13 protein-coding genes are annotated in these 19196 nt (G+C 38.6%); 9 read left to right on the top strand and 4 right to left on the bottom strand.

The annotated features are described in order from the left end of the window. Nucleotides 1-6 precede the first annotated feature (6 nt). From ABDW32_RS00765 to ABDW32_RS00750, 4 genes are all read right to left on the bottom strand, one after another. Nucleotides 7-3615 carry a SusC/RagA family TonB-linked outer membrane protein gene (locus tag ABDW32_RS00765; protein ID WP_343558627.1) on the bottom strand — a complete coding sequence of 1203 codons (3609 nt, stop codon included), beginning with the start codon at nucleotides 3613-3615 and terminating at the stop codon, nucleotides 7-9. 144 nt (nucleotides 3616-3759) lie between these two features. Continuing rightward, complete coding sequence (locus ABDW32_RS00760) at nucleotides 3760-4902, bottom strand: FecR family protein (RefSeq protein ID WP_343558626.1); 1143 nt, start codon at nucleotides 4900-4902, stop codon at nucleotides 3760-3762. Between the two features lie 99 nt (nucleotides 4903-5001). Continuing rightward, nucleotides 5002-5595, bottom strand: coding sequence for a sigma-70 family RNA polymerase sigma factor (locus ABDW32_RS00755; protein WP_343558625.1), 594 nt, complete (start codon nucleotides 5593-5595; stop codon nucleotides 5002-5004). Nucleotides 5596-5699: 104 nt separating this feature from the next. Beyond that, nucleotides 5700-6041 carry a helix-turn-helix domain-containing protein gene (locus ABDW32_RS00750; protein ID WP_343558624.1) on the bottom strand — a complete coding sequence of 114 codons (342 nt, stop codon included), beginning with the start codon at nucleotides 6039-6041 and terminating at the stop codon, nucleotides 5700-5702. Between the two features lie 111 nt (nucleotides 6042-6152). On the opposite strand from ABDW32_RS00750, the gene ABDW32_RS00745 reads away from it, so the two are divergent. From ABDW32_RS00745 to ABDW32_RS00705, 9 genes are all read left to right on the top strand, one after another. After that, complete coding sequence (locus ABDW32_RS00745) at nucleotides 6153-7217, top strand: NADH:flavin oxidoreductase (RefSeq protein WP_343558623.1); 1065 nt, start codon at nucleotides 6153-6155, stop codon at nucleotides 7215-7217. A gap of 251 nt (nucleotides 7218-7468) precedes the next feature. After that, nucleotides 7469-8110 (top strand): alpha/beta hydrolase, encoded by a 642-nt coding sequence (locus tag ABDW32_RS00740; RefSeq protein ID WP_343558622.1) that lies wholly within the window; start codon nucleotides 7469-7471, stop codon nucleotides 8108-8110. 111 nt (nucleotides 8111-8221) lie between these two features. Beyond that, the gene (locus tag ABDW32_RS00735) at nucleotides 8222-8809 is read left to right on the top strand and encodes a sigma-70 family RNA polymerase sigma factor (RefSeq protein ID WP_343558621.1); all 588 of its coding nucleotides are present in this window, start codon (nucleotides 8222-8224) and stop codon (nucleotides 8807-8809) included. A 98-nt stretch (nucleotides 8810-8907) separates the two neighbouring features. Continuing rightward, nucleotides 8908-10050, top strand: coding sequence for a FecR family protein (locus ABDW32_RS00730; protein ID WP_343558620.1), 1143 nt, complete (start codon nucleotides 8908-8910; stop codon nucleotides 10048-10050). A 144-nt stretch (nucleotides 10051-10194) separates the two neighbouring features. Beyond that, entirely contained in the window at nucleotides 10195-13824 is a 3630-nt protein-coding gene (locus ABDW32_RS00725; RefSeq protein WP_343558619.1) for a SusC/RagA family TonB-linked outer membrane protein, read from the top strand. 17 nt (nucleotides 13825-13841) lie between these two features. Then, complete coding sequence (locus tag ABDW32_RS00720) at nucleotides 13842-15392, top strand: RagB/SusD family nutrient uptake outer membrane protein (RefSeq protein WP_343558618.1); 1551 nt, start codon at nucleotides 13842-13844, stop codon at nucleotides 15390-15392. Between the two features lie 48 nt (nucleotides 15393-15440). Beyond that, on the top strand, nucleotides 15441-16586 hold the full coding sequence (locus ABDW32_RS00715) for a TlpA disulfide reductase family protein (protein WP_343558617.1): 1146 nt from the start codon (nucleotides 15441-15443) through the stop codon (nucleotides 16584-16586). A 338-nt stretch (nucleotides 16587-16924) separates the two neighbouring features. After that, a complete protein-coding gene (locus ABDW32_RS00710) occupies nucleotides 16925-18034 on the top strand; it encodes an L-dopachrome tautomerase-related protein (protein ID WP_343558616.1) in 1110 nt (369 codons plus the stop codon). A gap of 26 nt (nucleotides 18035-18060) precedes the next feature. Beyond that, nucleotides 18061-19068 carry an alpha/beta hydrolase gene (locus ABDW32_RS00705; RefSeq protein WP_343558615.1) on the top strand — a complete coding sequence of 336 codons (1008 nt, stop codon included), beginning with the start codon at nucleotides 18061-18063 and terminating at the stop codon, nucleotides 19066-19068. Nucleotides 19069-19196 lie beyond the last annotated feature (128 nt).

The raw sequence follows: 19196 nt of genomic DNA, 5'->3' as shown, positions 1-19196 counted from the left end.
TTCTTTTTAAAATCCTACAGAAACACCCAAGTTATAAACCACCGGAGCTGTCACTCCACGGCTAGGTCCTGACATATTTGTACTCGTCGCGATTGTATAACCTACCCAAGCCTCTGGATCCAGATTCTCCTTGTTAGCGGCCCAACGCCAGGCGTTCAATACCTGTCCGGTCAATCGGATATAACTTAATTTGGTCGTTGCAATCCATTTGCTTGGGAAATTATAAGACAGGGAAATATCCCTCAATTTGATGTAGTCTGCCTTTTGTACAAATTTATGGGCAGCATTATAGATATCCGATATATTACCGGAGGCCGCAGAAATAAAAGCTGGGGCGATATCAGGATTATTTTCATCGCCAGGTTGTTTCCAATAATTCAACCAAAGCTTATCGAAATTACTGTTATAATTCAGTTCTGCGTATTTACTCAGGAACTCTGGATGAACACCTCGCATTACATGTCCACCGTTGTAAATAAACATGAAAGAAAGTGTAAAGTCTTTGTATTTAAATCCATTTCTGAAAGAAACACTATACGGAGGTATTGTCGTTCCCTCGTAAATCAGATCGTCGACTGTCAATTGCTGCGTACTTTCGACCAGGCTCCCGTCCGCCTTTCTTGCCAAAGGTCTTCCTTTATCGTTCAAACCCGCGTAATCAATACTATACAAGCTTCCCATCGGCACTCCAACGCGGTTTTGAGGCATATAGTAATAATAGTAAGGTGTATTTTGCTGTACAAAGAGATTCGTGATCTCATTTTTATTATAACTGAAATTCAGGGTACTATTCCAACTAAATTGCTCATGTTGAATAATTTTGCCATTAAGTCCCAATTCAATGCCCTTATTCTGCATATTGCCATAATTGAGTAGTACAAGGTCCCAGCCTAATGTCGGATCTAATGAGGTATTACCCAATAAGTCTTTCGTTTTTTTGTTGTAAAAATCGATACTTCCTGAAAGTCTATTTTTAAATAAGGAAAAATCCAGACCAGCATTCCATACCGATGTGCGTTCCCAGCGCAATAATGGGTTTGGAGGTGAATCAATTGTAGCCTGTAATTCGCCATTATACGGATTGACAGATTTACTTACTCTCGAAATCAAATATGGTCCATTATCTTTTGGCACATTTCCGTTCACCCCATAGGTCATTCGTATTGCCCAACGGTCCAATGGTTCCCAATTTAATTTTGGTAATTGATACAATGCGCCAATCGACCACAAAGGTTTGTATTGATTTTTGATATCCGTACCGAAAAGATTGGATTGATCCACCCGTATGCTTCCACTTAAGGTCAGTTTTTTGCTATACGTATACGATCCGTTCGCATAAAAAGAGACGAATCTATCAATGGCATCACGGAAGCCTTCATCCTTATTTCTGGAAATAGTATAACTATTGAACAGTGCTTGGGTATTTGGAATCATTATACCAAATAATTCTTCGTTAATTCCTTTAAAGGCCAGGCTACTCTCATCATAACCATATTTATAAATATTGGTATAACGATTGTGAACCTGTCTCCGTTCTGCACCCGCGATTGCGGCAATCTCATGTTTATCCCTAATATTATGCTGATAGTTGAATTGACCACGGATGGTATAGCTATTGACATCATTACGTTGTTCCAAGAATTGCCCGCCTTGCGGAATATTGCGCTTGATTACACCGTCTGTTCCAATCTGTGTGGCATCATTTACCATGCCAGCAACCGATTGGGCATTCTTTCTATTAATTGTACCCTTATACCCTTCGGTTCGTTCATTTTGATAAGATAGATCAAAATCCAATCCTTTAATGATTTTAAAGTTAGCCGCAAAATTGAAGTTGATATACTTATTATAGAACTTTTCATGCACAGCTGAAACATGGTTCAACGGAATATAAGTTTCATCCTCCAAACCTAACTTGTTTAATCGGTCTATCTCAAATTGAGATTTGGATCCATACCACTGGGCAGGGGACCCGTCTTCGTTACGCAATAAGAAATAGGAAGCTTTTGTCCCCACATACTTTTCGTTAAAACCGATGTAGTTGTCATAGAAATTAAAGCCGATATCGCCTTCCCTATTTTGGTTTTTGCCCAAGATGTTGGCTCTAAAATTGAACCAATCAGTCACCTTAAAATTATTTTTCAGGCTGAATCCCAGCTCCTTATTCGTTGCCCTTCCTTTGTTATAGTCTCCTGGTTGTGTATAATTAAGCGAGTAGTGATAAGTGTAACGATCTGATCCACCAGAAATCGCCAAATTATGCTGTTGATCAAATCGGGTTGTGTTCAGAAATTCCTTCATTTGGGTGAATCGGTCTCGATTACGATAGACGTCCAACTGCTTCTCCATTTCCTCTTCAGAGATCACTCCACCTTTGTGGTTATAAAGAATTCGGTAAACGTCGTTCATTGCTTTTCGGGGATCAATCGCTGCATAGTCACCTGATCTATAATTGAACATCTGTTTCTGAAAATCGACCAGTTCCGAACTGCTCATCTGGTTGAGATACTTCCGGCTCGGGAGGCCACGGAAGGACAAGGTATTGCTATAATCAACCTTGGTTTTACCTGCAGTACCGATCTTTGTTGTGATCACGATAACACCGTTGGATGAACGTACACCATAGATTGAAGCTGCCGAAGCATCTTTTAAAACAGTGATAGACGCAATATCATTGGGATTGATCGCAGTGAGGTCACCTTCATAAGGCATACCATCCACAACAATTAATGGGGCGGCCTGAGCATTGATAGTTGAACGTCCACGGACTTCGATACCGAGATTATTTCTTTCATTTTGCGGGCTGGAGGTATTACGAACCAAATTTAGACCAGGAAGCAATCCATCAATCCGATCCAAAAGATTGGGTTGCAATCGTCCCTCCATATCTTTCGCCGTCACTTGTGCGAAGGAACCTGCAGCCCGCTCTTTATTGATTTTTTGATACCCGGTATTTACAGTGACATTAACTTCCTGCAATTGCGCATCTATTACATGTAGCCGAATTTTTCCAAGATCAGGTTTTACAGGTAGTGAAAGCGGTGAAAATCCGATCATTGTAACCTCTAACAAATTCTTTGTACTTACGCTACCGATTTCAAAATACCCATTTTGATCTGTAGTCGTACCCTGCGGCATACCTTTGATACGAATGGTTGCACCTTGTAATGGACGATCATGATCATCAACAACAAATCCCCTGATCAGTATTTTTTGATCTGATAAACCCGTGTATCTAGAAATACCTGTCTCTTTTTCGGCTTTTTCATGTACAACGATGATTTTTCCCTTGATTTCAAAACTAAGATTCAGATCATTCAATAATTTTTCCAGTGTTCCGTTCAATGTGCCTTTTTCGATATTCAGATTAACTTTCGTGTCTGGATCAATCGTCTTCGCTGCCCATACATAGGAATAGCCGGTCTGTTTATTGATCGTCGAAAAAACCTTTCTCAACGAAACAGATTTTTCATGAATAGATACACTTTGTCCATAAGTTTTAGCTCCAACATGAAGCAGGCAACAGGACATCATAATGGTTGTAAGCGATATACGCATAATGTTTCCCCTCCAATGCGACCTTCCCCAAAAGTCCGTCCGATCGCTGTTTTTCATAATTTCTGTTTGTCCGTGTAGGGCACGACAAACTTCTGCATAATTTTTATACATTTGTTTTAGGTTAAGAAATAAAATTCAGTTACAGTTAGAATTGCTTGACCAGAAGCCCTATTTGTTGCAAGCGTCTAGGGCTTCGTCTTTTCATTTAGATCGTTCTTTATCTACATAAATCGTATTTTCTTTAAATTTAAAATTGACTTTTCCTGTACTCTCTAATACATTGATAATATCTTTTAAACGGCTATTGCGTGACAGCATCCCCTCAAATTTTTCCGACTTTATCTCATGATCAAGGTAAATCACGTTGACATTATACCAAGCAGAAATATCCGCCATAATGACTGACAGCCGTTCTGAGTTGAATATAAAATAACCATCTTTTAGTGGATTGCCTATTTCAGTATCTATAACTCTGCGTTCAATGCGTCCCGTATTCATATATGCCTCTTCTCCCGGAGATAAAATAAGCTGTCTTTCTCCCTGCTGAACCCTTACTTTTCCTTCGTATAATGTCGTCTTAAAATCAGTTAAATTTCGATTTGCCTTAACATTAAAATGGGTGCCTAATACCGTCACGTGAATATCGCCGGTCTGAACAATAAATGGTTTCAATTTTGGCTGTTCTCCCGAAGGAGAATATTTCTTTGCTACTTCAAAGTAAGCTTCACCGATTAATCGAACCTGTCTGAGACTATCTATTTCGTAGTAATCCAATTGCGTTTCGGCATTCATCCAAACTTTGGTTCCATCCGGCAAGAGCACGGCCATTTTACCACCTTTAGGTGTTGAAATAAGCAAGCTATCATGTTCTTTAGCCTCATGAGCAGGTGAGGAAGTGAAAGATAAGACCGTATCTTTAGGCGAAATCGCTATCGAATCACCATTTTTCAGATAGATCGTTCCAGCAGTCCTGGCTGGAAGAATTTTTACGTCTGGGCTGTCTTGATAGCCAGAATCGGTCAGATAATGGGTGAAAAACAATGTGAATGCACCAATTAGCATAGCAGCGATTCCATACAACCAAATCCTCCGGAAAGGTGAAATAGTTTTTGGAGTACCTAGATGCTCCTGTTCGAAAGTCTCAAAGGATGCTTCCCAATCATAGGCAGACAAGCCCTTCAAATCTTTAACCAACAACTCCTTGTTGTCCAACATATCATATACATCCTGGTTCGAAGCCGCATTGAGGCGCCAAGAATCTAACTGTAATTGCTCGTCGTCACTTAATACCTCAAGTTTTGACTTACTCAATAAATAGATAATATGTTCAGTTGTATGCTCCATATTGTTTTATATACTTAAAACAATATTTCGATTTCGTTTCTCTAAAGAGATGGAGAATATCCTTGTATCCAATTAAAAATCAAATCTATAATTTACAACTTAATAATAAAGAAGAAGTAACAGTAGACAAAAAAACTGATCAGGCCTAAGCCTTTGTCTTAGAAGTTCAATTCCTCTTTTCTTTTGATTGTATACGGTACTTGTGGTAATACCTAAGGAAACCGCAACTTCTTGAGGACTTAAATCTTCAACGACCAGCTTGTATATTACATTTCGACACTGTTCTGGCAAGGTCTCTATTGCCCCGTGAACCTCACGTAGCGTTTCCAGATAGATCATTTGATGGCTGATTGGCAAGTCTATCAAATCGATCTGTGTGCTGTAATTATCAGCAAGCTCTTGTGATCTCTTATGTTGTTGAATCCGATTAAGTGCGGCATTTCTACAACTGGTATATAAAAAACTCCGGATCGACTCAAAATGATTAAAATCGTCCCGTCTTTCCCATAACTTTAAAAAAACATCTTGGACAATTTCCTCGATAATAACTTTATCCAAGCTCATTTTTTCGAGAAAATAACACATTGGACCATAAAAGGTTTTGTACAAGAACTTTAAACCTTCCCTTTCACCTTCACGAAAAGATTCGATGAAATCCTGTTTATTGCGTCCTTGATTTACCTTGTTTTTCACATTTCAATATTACTTAAATTTTAAATAAATATGAACCTTATGAGTTTAAAAATTCATTTTCTGTTAGTTATATATCCAAAAGGCTGTATATTACCTAATATTTCTTATAATTCTAAGGGTGCGGGTTCCTCATAATATTCCTCATTCCATTTCGCCAACTGACACATAATCGGAATAAGTGCCTTTCCTTTTTCAGTCAGAGCATATTCTACCCGAGGAGGTAATTCTTTAAATTCTTCTCTCAAAATAATACCATCTTCCTCCAATTCTTTTAATGAGGAAGTCAGTACCTTTCTTGAAATATTTTCGATCAATGCATCGAGTTGTCCAAATCGGGCTTTCCGATCTCTTAGTGTATATATAATAATGGGCTTCCATCTTGTTCCCAAAATTCCCATAGAGCGTTGCATCGCGCATGAACAATTCTTAAAATCAGTTCTTTTCATTGCCAAAACATTTGATAGTTACGCAAAGGTAACTACTTTATACTATCAATAGTTACAAAAATACACTATTTAAAATATCTTTGTGATGAAATTCGCAAATGATATAAAAAAATGAGCATACAAACACTATTCAGTCCATTTCAATACAAAAATCTTGTATTAAAAAACCGTTTCGTCATGGCTCCTATGACACGAGCATTTTCTGTTGATGGAATCCCTGGAGATGCCGTTACAGGTTATTATGAACGGCGGGCAGCCGGAGATGTTGGTTTGATTCTAACCGAAGGAACCGTAATCGATAGGCCAGCGTCAAAAAACTTAAAAGACATTCCAAACTTCTACGGCGACCAGGCACTAAACGGTTGGAAAAATATCCTTGACGCTGTCCACGCAAGAGGAGGTAAAATAGCACCTCAACTATGGCATGTAGGGTATACGCCAATGCAATGGACTCCGCCCGCAGCTTTTGAAAGTCCCGACACAATGACTTTTACCGATATAGAAAATACGATTCAAGCGTATGCTGATGCAGCAAAATCGGCAAAAGAGCTAGGTTTCGATGCCTTTGAAATACATGCTGCTCACGGTTACTTGATTGATCAATTCTTTTGGGAGGAGATGAACCACAGATCAGATGAATTCGGTGGTAAAACAATAAAAGAGCGTTCCAGATTTGCTGTCGAAGTAGTGAAAGCAATGCGAAAAGCCGTTGGACCCGATTTTGTAATTATCATCAGACTATCACAATGGAAACAGCAAGATTACACTGCGAGATTAGCCCCTAGCCCAAAGCTGATGGAAGATTGGATCTTACCGTTAGTCGAGGCGGGCGTGGATATTTTTCATGGTAGTCAGCGACGTTATTGGGAGCCAGAATTTGAGGGTAGTGATTTAAATTTCGCCGGATGGCTGAAAAAAGTCTCCGGTCAACCTACAATAACGGTGGGTTCAGTGGGACTTGATAAAGATTTTGGTGAAGTATTTACAAATTCAGAATTTAAGTCATCTCCAGCTTCACTAGACGAATTGGTACGTCGATATGAAAGAGGAGACTTTGATTTGGTCGCAGTAGGCCGGGCGATCTTACAAGATCCAAATTGGGTAAAGAAAGTTCAAGCAGAACAATTTCAAGACTTATCTGTCTTTGATGCCAAAAGCTTAGCAACGTTGTCTTAGCTAGGTCAATGATCTAAGTACGCTAATGATTCATACTAACAGTTATATGATAAAAATGCGTACAAGAAGAGCATTCACTTTTATGGAAAAAACAAGGTATCCATTCCTATTTGGGTATCTTGTTTTTTAAAAAGCCATATGAATTTCTATAGCCTAATACTTTTTTGCCTTTGGATATAGACACATTATTAATAACTTGCAATTAAAATGTATTTAAGCCTATCATCATGTCCGATGCACATGTTTATATAATGAGTGGATTAGGTGTCGACCGAAGAGTATTCAATAAAATAAATTTTAAGGGCCTAAAAGTTACCTACTTGGAATGGATCGCTCCGATATCAAGCGAATCGATTTCATGCTATGCGCGACGATTATCGACTAAAATTACGACAGAAAGCCCAGTTCTTATTGGATTATCTTTCGGGGGGATGGTTGCCATGGAAATAGCTAAAATTATCGCTGTAAAACGGGTTATTTTACTCGCTTCTGCAAAAGATGATAACGAACTTCCTAAACTTTATAAACTTATCGGAACGCTTAGACTCCATAGATTTATCCCTACTTCAATTCTAAAATCACATCATATTTTATCAAATTATTTCTTTGGTGTTAGCTCAAAAGAAGATAAAAAGTTACTGAAACAAATACTTCGAGATACGGATACTAAATTTCTGTCCTGGGCGATTAATCAAATCGTAAATTGGAAAAACAAGACCTTCCCCAACAACTTGACCCATATTCATGGCAGCAAAGACCGCATTATCCCCATTAGAAATGTAATCCCCACTTTCGTTATTCAAGGAGCTGGTCATTTTATGACTATCACGCATGCAAAAGAAATCGAAACGCTCTTACAGAAGATATTACTAAAAGATCTAAAGCATGAATAGCTATATCTAATTAGTAACGATCTAGCTGCTGATATATCCCTTCTATCTTCCAAAATCTTTTCTTATCCTTTCATTTATGTCTAAAATTCATTTAATTTGTTTTACCAGCACATGGAAGACACATTAGACGAATCCAAATTATTCTCAGCTTTTCTAAGAAAAGATGAAAAAGCTTTTGAATTCCTATTTCATAGGTTTTATTCGCCCTTATGCCTGTATGCGATCAAGTTCGATATAGAAAAAGAAAGCGCAGAGGAGCTTGTCCAAGATGTTCTTTTAAAAATTTGGTCAACACACTTTCATTTTGATTCTTACGACAAACTAAAGTCATTTCTTTATCTGAGCACAAAAAATGCGGCTATCAATTACCTGGACAAGCGAAAAAGACGCTTGACTAATTATGATAATTATGCCAATCAAATAAGCAGCATCGTTGAAGACGATAGCAGGTGGATTATTTATGCAGAAACACTACAGCTTATCAAAAATGCATTGGAAAAACTGCCTACTCAATGTGCTACCATTATGAAATTGAATATTTTGGATGGGCTTGACACTAAAGAAATTGCGCAAAAATTAAATATAACAAGTAGCACTGTATACACGCAGAGAACAAAAGGTTTGTCTTTGCTAAAACAATTATTGGACAATGGCGATTATCTTTTGGTATTATTATTAATCGACACACTAAAAAAATAAATACACTAACAATCAATCAATTATAAATAAAACAAAAAAAGAAATAGCAATTCTTGCTTCGAATTCTGTTATAATCATAAGTACTAACCAAAGAATTTATGGAGCTGAGCCCTTTCGAAGTAAGTGAATTAATATCTGCAAAAAAGCTTGGAATCTTATCTGATGAAGGTGAGACAAAACTGGATCATTGGCGGTCCTCCTCAGCACATCATGAAGAATTATTTCAAAGCTTGGTATCAAATAATACCTACGAAAAAGATGTCGATTGGGCTTTTTCTTTACCGGTTCATGAGGTTATTGAAAAAGCAAAAGGTAAGATCACATTTGAAAGACCTAATCTTTTTCATTTCATTATTAAAAAATACGGGATCGCAATTGCCGCCTGTGCAATTGCCACGCTCTTTATCTTCCTTTGGTATCTTAAATTCAATCATACCTCGCAGCATATTGCTCCAGGCAGTTTTCGCGCTTCCATTAAACTTGAAGATGGTAAATCAATACCACTACCCGGCGAAAAAAAATATTTCAATATTTCCGAAGACTTAAAAAAAATCAGGTCAAATCATCCTTTAAAACAGGGAAAAACATTGATTATAAGTACGCCAAAAGGAGGTCAATATCATATATTGCTTCCTGATGGCAGTGCAGTTAGGTTAAACGCAGCTTCCACGTTGATATTTCCGGAGGAATTTGATCCTAAACAAAGAACGGTAAAACTTATTGGTGAGGCTTTTTTTGAAATCAGCAAAATTAAAAATAGAAATGGTACCGCTGTTCCATTTTTCGTACAATGTAATGCACAGGAAATCCAGGTGCTGGGCACAAAATTTAATGTAAGCAGCTATAGTGAAGACAAATCTACAATCACAACGTTAATGGAGGGATCTGTAAAAATCAATTATAATAGTACGGTCAAAAATGAAGCTATCATTTTAAAACCTAATGAACAGGCCATATCGACACTCGGTCAAAATCCTTATAAACGCGAAGTAGATAATCAATCCGATATTGCCTGGACCAAAGATCAATTTGAGTTTGTCGCGGAGCCCTTGGAAAGCGTCATGGTTAAACTTGCAAGGTGGTATGATTTCGATTTTGAATTTATAGATCAAAAACTAAAGAAAGTAAAAATTGAAGGAATTATTCCACGTTATGCCAGTGCTGAAGATTTATTTAAGTTATTATCGAAAGCCAGTAACGCCAATTTTATTGTAGAAAAATCAAAAGTTAAAATAAACTAACACTATTAATCTAACATTACTAAAAGAAAGGAGAACACACCCGTAAATTTATGTCAAATCGATTAAGGAGACGCGCCAACGTCCCCTTAATTAAAGTTAAAGGACCGTAAACTACCATTATTTAAAATCAATTAACCGTAACAAATGTATCATTTTTTTACCAAAAAAGATGTTGGAGACTTCTTTTGTGTAGTCCCAGCAGATGAACAAAGTACAGGTGAAAAATCTGTATCGCGTATATTTACCAATGCGCTTATGAAAATCTCTTTATCATCACTATTACTTTTAGGGATGATGGGGGTCCAGGCCAATACCATGGCACAGCGAGTCAACATCAATAAAAAAAATGTTAGTCTGCGAAAAATACTGCAAGAAATTAACATTCAGACGGGTTACCATTATTTATGGGCAGCACCAAATATTGATCCATTGACCTGTACCTCTGTCTCATTTAATAATCTCCCTTTACAAGAGGCCCTAAAAACCCTTGAAAAGAATACGCCCATCTTTTTTGAACTGGAAAAAGATATGATCATGGTGAAACCCCGTCAGCCGGAAGTTGGCAGTATTCAATTAAAAGAAACAATTCTGCTACTTAATCTTAAAAACCAGTCCAAAATACGGGGAAAAGTTGTTGACGAAGATGGCAATGTACTTGTTGGTGCCAATGTAATGGTGCAAGGAAGAAAAAAAGGCACCACCACCAACGCGAATGGAGAATTCACTTTAGATAATTCTTCCATAGGAACAAATATCATCATATCCTATATGGGATATGAAAGCATTACCATCCCAGTCACAAATAATCTCGGAGTTATTACATTGGCATTAAAAACAGGGACCTTAAATGAGGCGACAGTAGAAGTCAATACGGGATATCAAAAACTCCCAAAAGATCGCGTCACTGGATCATTCAGTTATGTTAGTGGTGAAAAATTGGAAAGAAAACTCGCTACGGATCTTAAAAGTGCTCTTGAAGGACAGACAACAGGATTAACTATTGATAAGGCCGGCAAAATAGAAATTAGAGGCGTCTCGACCTTCAATGCACAAAAAACACCTTTGATTGTCATTGACGGTTATCCCGTCGAAACAACAATAGATGATATCAATCCAATGAATATAGCCAGCATAACCGTATTAAAAGATGGTGTGGCCGCATCGATCTATGGCTCTAGAGCTGCCAATGGGGTCATTGTTGTTACTACAAAGTCTGGACAAAACAGTGAACCTAAAATAAGCTATTCGGGCTTTGTAAATATTATTCAGAAACCACAGTTAAAGTATCTGAATAAAGCGACAACATCAGACTATATTGATGCAGAGATAGACCTTTTCAACCTTAATCCAAATGGTCCCTCAACGATGGATCCATATAATATGAGCCGGGTGACTTATCTGTTGATGCAAGAGCGTGAAGGAAAGATTAGCCACCAAGATGCAATGGCTGAGATCGATGGACTTCGCAATATCAATGCTTTAAATCAAATTCAGGATCTGTTTTTCAGAAATAAAGTAACCCATCAGCATAATATCAATATCGCCGGCGGATCGCCTAAAAGCAGTTATAATTTTTCTGTCAACTATCAACAGACCAAGGATAATCTCATTAACAATGATTCAAAACGATTAATTACCGATTTTAAAAACGAATGGCAGCTTTTCCCGTTCTTAACTGCTGGAGCAGCCGCCAATTTCACGTATAATAAAGGCAATAGTACTTCATTCACATATGCTACCATTTACGGTCCAGAACTGGTAGGAGACAATTATCAGTCTTTAGCTGGTTTTTCAGGGGGATCAATGATTATGCCGTACACCAAACTATTGGACGACAATGGCAATCCGGCAGCAGTATGGGGTATAAGTCAGTATAAGGTAAATACCTACAAAAACACCCCCGGCATGAAGTCCTGGGATTATGTCCCATTAGAAGACATGGGCAAAATGCCCAGTTACAACAATAGCTATAATTTTAGGATGAGCGGATTTCTAAGAGCCAATATCATAGAAGGACTCACAGCAGAAGTCGGAGGCAACTGGGTCAAAGGAACAGCAAATGTTAAAAATATCCAACGGGCAGACTCCTATAATGCTCGTATTGCCTATAACGACGCTACCTCAAAATCAAATCCCGCTAATCACTATATTCCCGACGGAAGCATCTTGGACGAATTCAAAAATATCAATGAAACCTGGACGCTTCGAACACAGCTCAATTATAGCAAAAACTTCTCCGATAACAAACATCTATTGCACGCCTTGGTCGGAAACGAAATCAGAAAAATCACCTCTGACAACAATAGATTGGCTACCCGTGCTGGCTATAATGAAAATGCCGGTTCATTTATCCCCGTCAACATCAAAGATTTTAATGCTGGAATTTACAACGCAGATATGCTCTTCCCAAATGGAAGCGTATCGCTGACAGATGGTTTACTAACTTATGGAGATAATCGCTTTGTATCCTGGTACGCAAATGGATCATATGAATATGACAATAGGTTTATCCTAAGCGGGAGTGTACGGCTGGATCTCACCAATTTCTTTGGTACAGATAAAAAGTACCGCTACAAACCGATGTGGTCGCTTGGAGGAACTTATAAATTAAGTAATGAAAAATGGTGGGATAAAGCTGTTTTCAGTAAACTTAATATCAGAAGTTCCTATGGTATCAATGGTAATATTTCCTTGAGAAATGGTCCGTTTTTGATTTTGAGCGTGGGCAACTACAGTCCTACAACGGGTGGAGTTTCCTATGGAATCTCCTCGCCCCCCAATAAGCAATTGCGTTGGGAAAAAACCAAGATTGCCAATGTGGGAATAGACTTCGGTTTATTCAACAATGCGATAGAAGGTAGCGTTGATTATTACAACAAGAACAGTTCTGATCTCTTAGCTGCAGACGCCGCGGATCCGACACTAGGTTTTAGTTCTCTAACAAAAAATGTAGGGAAAATGACCAATCACGGATTTGAGCTTGGGCTCAATGTTCACGCCATCAAAAACAGCAAATTTAGTTGGGATATTTTGCCTAATATATCCTTTAACGCAAACAAAGTAAAACACTACAATGTAAACCGTCCGTACACAGGTAGTTACACTACTCCCGGAGGAATCATGGTTGCGGGCTATCCTTCAGACGGTTTGTGGGGTTATCGTTTTGCTGGCCTTAATGAACTCGGTCAAACACAAGTTTATACCAAAGACAATCAGGTTGTATTGGCAAGCAATGCTGAAGTTGCCGACTTGGTCTACCAGGGAACTTTTAGGCCAAAATGGGATCTTGCTTTAACAAATCGCTTCAGCTATCAAAATTGGGATCTATCTTTTATGTTTATAGCAAAGCTAGGACATAAATATAGGAAGGATACGTTTAGTGGATCCAATTATCAAAATAGACATGTAGCCGAAAGATGGCGGAAACCTGGAGACGAAAAGAATACTATATATCCCGTTCTGGAAGAATGGAATATGGATATGTTCTCTTTCCCTTTTGCGGATGTGAATGTGGGGAATGCCAGTTATGCCAAATTAAGGGACATCACACTTTCCTATAATCTCGAGAAACTGAGCAAAAGAATTGGTCTTACGAACGCAAGAATATTTGTACAGGGCAGAAACCTATTTCGTATTACCACTAAAGGTGTGGACATAGATCCCGAAACTACAGAATTCAATGTAAGTGGTGGTACGGGGGCAGGAACAGACCAAGGATTTACTTCACTGCCTCTACCACGCGAGATATTTATTGGTTTACGATTCGGACTCTAACCTAACAATTAATTGAGATGAAAAAAATAATATACCTAGCACTAGGCCTGGTCTCCATAACGACCTTCTCCTGCAACAAATACCTGGATGTAAAACCCATCGGACAGTTGATCCCTTCAAAAGTCGAAGATTTGGAGAATTTATTGAATAATACAAATACCATTAGCTCATTTTATGCTGACAATAATAGAGGTTGCTTCTATGCTTTTATGGGTGACAATTTAACAATCAGTGAAAATCAAGCTATATATCTATACAAAAGTACGCACCCAAATGTAGATCGTTGGGCTGCATTTAAATTTTATTACCCCTATACGAACCCGATAGATCCCCAATACACCTGGGAGTGGGCCATCTATCGTGCTGCGGCCATATTCAATATCGCCATTGATGAAGTTTCAAATCTTAAGGGCGAAAATTCAGATCTGGGTAAAATAATTGTTGCCCAGGCAAAAGCTGGAAGAGCTTGGTCCTATCTAGTCGGAGGACTGGGGTATGGCCCAATGTACGATCCTGAAGGTAAAAATAATCAAAAGATACTTCCCTACCGGACAACAGGTTCACCGAACACGCCCAATCCGGATCTCTCCAGCACAAAGGAAATTATGGATCTTGCAGAAAAAGATCTGCTCGATGCACTGACCGGCGCTCCAAGCACCGTTGGAAATCCAACACGTGCAAGCAAACCAGCAGTTAATGCCTTGTTAGCACAGCTATACATGTTCAAAAGAGATTGGACCAAAATGTCCAAATATGCAAATGATGCATGGGCGCAAGCCATTGCAGCCAAAGGTAACACTGATAATCTTATCTATAATCTAAATAAATTCAGTTATAGACAAGATCCAAATGCATCTCCACCAGCTGGTACCGATGCCGAAGTTGGTCTTGAGTTGCTGGGCGAAGATAATTTATTGAAACAGACTTACAACAGGGAACAACTATTTTATCGCCCTACCCCCTACAGCTATTCTCCTTATCCTTCGGAAGAATTTATCAATTTATTTGATAAAAACGCAGATCGAAGATACAAACTATTTATGCTCAAAACGCTGGGGTATTCGGTGGTTGAAGGCGGTGTAAAACATGATGATGGTGTACGTCTCAAATATTATCGAGACAATAAAATGATCGCTTCACAAGGAATGACTTATCCCGAGCTGCTATTGATAAAAGCAGAAGCAAATGCAAGGTTGAACCAACTGGGACAAGCATTAAGTGACCTCAATATGCTGCGCAAATACCGCTATTCAGGCGCAAATACAGATCTTCAAAATGGCGGGGCTTTCAGTCAAGATCAACTGCTAGAGGAAATTCTGAAAGAACGTAGACGGGAAATGCAGCTTGGAACCTATCAACGGACATTCGACATCAAGCGACTGGCGCTAGATAAAGGAAAACCTTGGTCGAAAACACAGGTTATCCATACCATAGGTAACAAATCCTACAAAGCGGATGTCATCAGTAAATTTTTCACATTACAGATTAATAATCCGACCATACTTGCCAATCCAAGCTGGAATTTACAGCCTAATAACGATCCGTACCTCCCTGCTGGATTAAATTAATAGAGCTATCAAACGTGCATTAAAATTTAAACTTTATTGAAATTTATCATGAAATCTAAAAATATTATATTAACAGTGCTTGTGGCATTATCTTTCTTCTCATTTAATCCCCTGTTTGCCCAGATCAATCTAAAAATAAAAGGTAAAGTGGCTGGCGACACAAAAGGATTTGATAAGATATACATTTTCAAAGGTCAGTTTCAAGATTCCACAGCAATCAGTCCAAATGGTGAATATCAGATAAACGTTACATCCGAAGCTCCGGATGTAATGTATTTCTATCTTCAATATGAGAGTAAGGTTAAAGGCTATGTCTCTCCATTCTCGTTATTTATTGAAAAATCAGGAATGTTACAACTTGATTTTGATATCGAGAAAGGTATCTCCTCAGGCCAAATAAATGGTCCCACCCGTTCAGTTGCATATTTCGATTATTCCAGAGCCAAAAAGTCCATTCATGAAAGAATCAATAAGGAAATCACAAATAAATTCGGTGCAGAAGCACTGAAGGAAGGGACAGCTAATTTTGATAAAGCAACGGATTATTTCGAGAAGCGTGAGACACAATTAAATGATTCGCTATTTGCAAAATATTTTAATCCCGATGGAGCGGATGCACCCTTTATGTTATTAGGAAGGGTCAGCAGTCTATCTCTCGCTCAATTAGAGCATAACTATTCGAAACTATCCGCCCCACTCAAAGAAACTAAAGCAGCGAAGCAGTTGTATGAAAAAATAACCAGCAAAAAAAGATCCAGTATAGGAGCTACCGTAGCTAACTTCGTTCTTCCCGATACCTCCGGAAATGATTTTTCGTTCAATAAGCTCAAAGGGAAATATGTATTAATTGATTTTTGGGCATCTTGGTGCGGTCCATGTCGCATCTCTTTTCCTAGGCTCAGATCGGTTTACCAACAGCTAAAGGAGCAGAACTTCGAAATTATCAATATCTCCATTGACGCAAAGCTCGACGACTGGAAGAAGGCGGTCAAAGAAGAAAATAACCCCTGGCCGCAACTACACGACAAAACAAATTTATCAAAATCTGCATTTTTTGTCAGCGGAATTCCTACTGCATATCTAATTGATCCAGATGGAAAAATTGTGTTTAGTAGTGTAGGATCTGACGAAAATGGCGGCGGACCAATGGAGGAAAAACTTGAATCTATATTTGGCATCAAATTAACCAAATAATGGGAAAAATGGCATGCCCCGTTTTCGAAAATAGCGGGCATGCCATTTTCACCAAAAGCTGTCCCCGCATAGCAGTTACGACTTTCCTTATCCCTCGCACCGAACCGATACGCTTCTTTTTCCAATTCCCAAAAGCTAACTCCTGAGCAGGATGAAAATCCGGTTTACGATCTCACAGTCCTTGCATCGCGAATCCATTCTATCTGAACTAACAGGGCAATCCTCCCCCATTATATAATCATCCTATAAAACAATAACAGTAAAAAAGAAGTTATAAAATAAAATATTGGTTTTTACAATTCATAATACGGTCACCAGATCTCAAATAAATATTAAGTATGTCCAAAAGACTTTTATTTTATTTCCTGTTCGCTCATCTATTATGCTCTACAATGCAGGCACAAGACAAACTCACGCTAGATCCGAAACTGGAAGTCGCGGCGTCTTTTGGATCGTACCGTCCCATAGGCGTTAGCGCGACTTCGACAAATAGATTATTCGTATCATTTCCGAAACAAAACAAAGATTATCGATACGCCCTTACTGAAATCATTGATGGTAAAAGCATCCCCTATCCTAATGAAGCATGGAATAGCCCAGGGGACGAAAGCTCACATTTTGTAAACGTTCAAGACATCTTTGTGGATGCACAGGACAACTTATGGGTATTAGACTCTAAACCATCAACCTCTGGGTCTATTTTCGGCCCAAATGGTGCTGCTTCCACCGGACAATTCAAACTCCTTAAAATCAACACAAAAAACAATCAAATAACACGTATCTACACATTTGATGATCTTGACAAAGCGAAGTCAGGTTTGAACGATGTACGCATTGACCTCAAAAGGAATCTAGCCTATCTTTCCGATCCTGGTCAGGCCGCAATAATTGTTCTTGACCTTCAATCAGGAAATAGTAGAAAAGTACTGGAAAAAAGCTTCTTCACATTAGCTGATCCGAATATTGTTATCTCCTATTCCGGCATAGACATGCGCGATAAGGACGGTAAACCTTTTCTTTCTCACGTTAACGGCATAGCGCTAAGTCATGACTTCAATTACTTTTATTTTAAGCCAATTAATAAAATGCACTTATACCGCATTGCTACAAACTATCTTGCGGATGATACACTATCTCAATCAGCCCTGCAAGACAAAGTAGAAGACATGGGAAATGTAGGTGTTACACATGGTTTGCTTGCCGATCAGAACGGTAACATTTATCTGACGACCTCAATGGATTACAGTATCAAATATCTCAGTCCTGATGGGCAAATTCATCTCTTGACACAGGATCCCAGATTGCTATGGCCGGATTCTTTGGGTATAGATGGTAACGGTTATCTTTACTTTTCATGCGCACAACTATCCAGAGATCCGCAATGGAATAACGGCATAGACCGGGTCGAATTACCTTATCGGGTTTATAAAATAAAGTTGCCAAAATGATGATGTTTATTAAAAAAAACGCATACATGAAGTCATTGATCAAACATTTCGCACTAATACTGCTCAGCCTCGTCTGTTCGTTATCAAACGCACAGACAGATCGTCCTGTACTGGATATTATGCTCAATAATTATCAATATCCATATGAAGTACATTACTTGAATTTAAACAGTCAAGGTGAAAAAATAAAAATGGCCTATATGGATGTCAGTTCGCGGCAACCCAATGGTCACATCGTGTTACTACTCCATGGCAAAAATTTCAATGGTGCATACTGGAAGACAACCGTTCAGGCGCTAAACTCAGCTGGGTATCGTGTTATTATTCCTGACCAAATTGGATTTGGCAAATCTTCGAAACCCACAGCTTATCAATTTACTTTTCAGCAGCTAGCCCAAAATACAAAATTGCTTTTAGACAGGTCGGGACTTAATAGGGTCGCATTACTTGGTCACTCTATGGGTGGGATGCTGGCAACGAGGTTTACATTAATGTATCCCGAAACTGTAGAAAAACTTGTATTAGAAAATCCCATTGGGCTGGAAGACTGGAAACTTGTCGCTCCTTATACTTCCATCGATCAAAATTTTCAAACGGAATTAAAAGCTGGATATGAATCTGCAAAAAGGTACCAAAGTAGTTTCTATTACGACAACAAATGGAAGCCAGAATATGACGAATGGGTATACCTGCTTACCGGGTGGACAAAAGCTAAGGATTATTCCATTGTTGCCATGGTAAATGCCAAGACATCAGACATGATCTTTACCCAACCTGTTGTTTATGAATTTCAACATATAAAAACACCCACCCTTCTCATCATTGGCACGCGAGATAGAACTGCTATCGGTAAAGCTAATGTAAAAGATCCCAAAGTAGCCGAAAAAATGGGTCTGTATCAGTATTTGGGAAAGGAAACTCAGCAAAAAATTAAAGGATCAAAACTCGTTGAACTTGATAACGTCGGGCACCTACCCCATATCGAAGCGTTCGACCGATTTATCCATCCTCTTATTTCTTTTCTGAAAAACTGATACTATCATTTCCTCCGTCTAAGGGCTCTTATATTGTTGTTGACTAATAACAATTATTCTTGCCTAACATTTTACCTCACCTTGCTTTCATCCACTTATGCCATGGTATGTCTACGTTCCTCGAAAAT

The organism is Sphingobacterium sp. (assembly GCF_039596235.1).
GTDB lineage: Bacteria > Bacteroidota > Bacteroidia > Sphingobacteriales > Sphingobacteriaceae > Sphingobacterium.
Note: the sequence above shows the minus strand (reverse complement) of the source record. Positions and strands in the feature narration are given on the sequence as shown.

Coding starts and splice junctions, on each gene's coding strand:
- ABDW32_RS00765 (WP_343558627.1), bottom strand. CDS start 3,615: ATGAAAAACAGCGATCGGACGGACTTTTGGGGAAGGTCGCATTGGAGG.
- ABDW32_RS00760 (WP_343558626.1), bottom strand. CDS start 4,902: ATGGAGCATACAACTGAACATATTATCTATTTATTGAGTAAGTCAAAA.
- ABDW32_RS00750 (WP_343558624.1), bottom strand. CDS start 6,041: ATGAAAAGAACTGATTTTAAGAATTGTTCATGCGCGATGCAACGCTCT.
- ABDW32_RS00745 (WP_343558623.1), top strand. CDS start 6,153: ATGAGCATACAAACACTATTCAGTCCATTTCAATACAAAAATCTTGTA.
- ABDW32_RS00740 (WP_343558622.1), top strand. CDS start 7,469: ATGAGTGGATTAGGTGTCGACCGAAGAGTATTCAATAAAATAAATTTT.
- ABDW32_RS00735 (WP_343558621.1), top strand. CDS start 8,222: ATGGAAGACACATTAGACGAATCCAAATTATTCTCAGCTTTTCTAAGA.
- ABDW32_RS00730 (WP_343558620.1), top strand. CDS start 8,908: ATGGAGCTGAGCCCTTTCGAAGTAAGTGAATTAATATCTGCAAAAAAG.
- ABDW32_RS00725 (WP_343558619.1), top strand. CDS start 10,195: ATGTATCATTTTTTTACCAAAAAAGATGTTGGAGACTTCTTTTGTGTA.
- ABDW32_RS00720 (WP_343558618.1), top strand. CDS start 13,842: ATGAAAAAAATAATATACCTAGCACTAGGCCTGGTCTCCATAACGACC.
- ABDW32_RS00715 (WP_343558617.1), top strand. CDS start 15,441: ATGAAATCTAAAAATATTATATTAACAGTGCTTGTGGCATTATCTTTC.
- ABDW32_RS00710 (WP_343558616.1), top strand. CDS start 16,925: ATGTCCAAAAGACTTTTATTTTATTTCCTGTTCGCTCATCTATTATGC.
- ABDW32_RS00705 (WP_343558615.1), top strand. CDS start 18,061: ATGAAGTCATTGATCAAACATTTCGCACTAATACTGCTCAGCCTCGTC.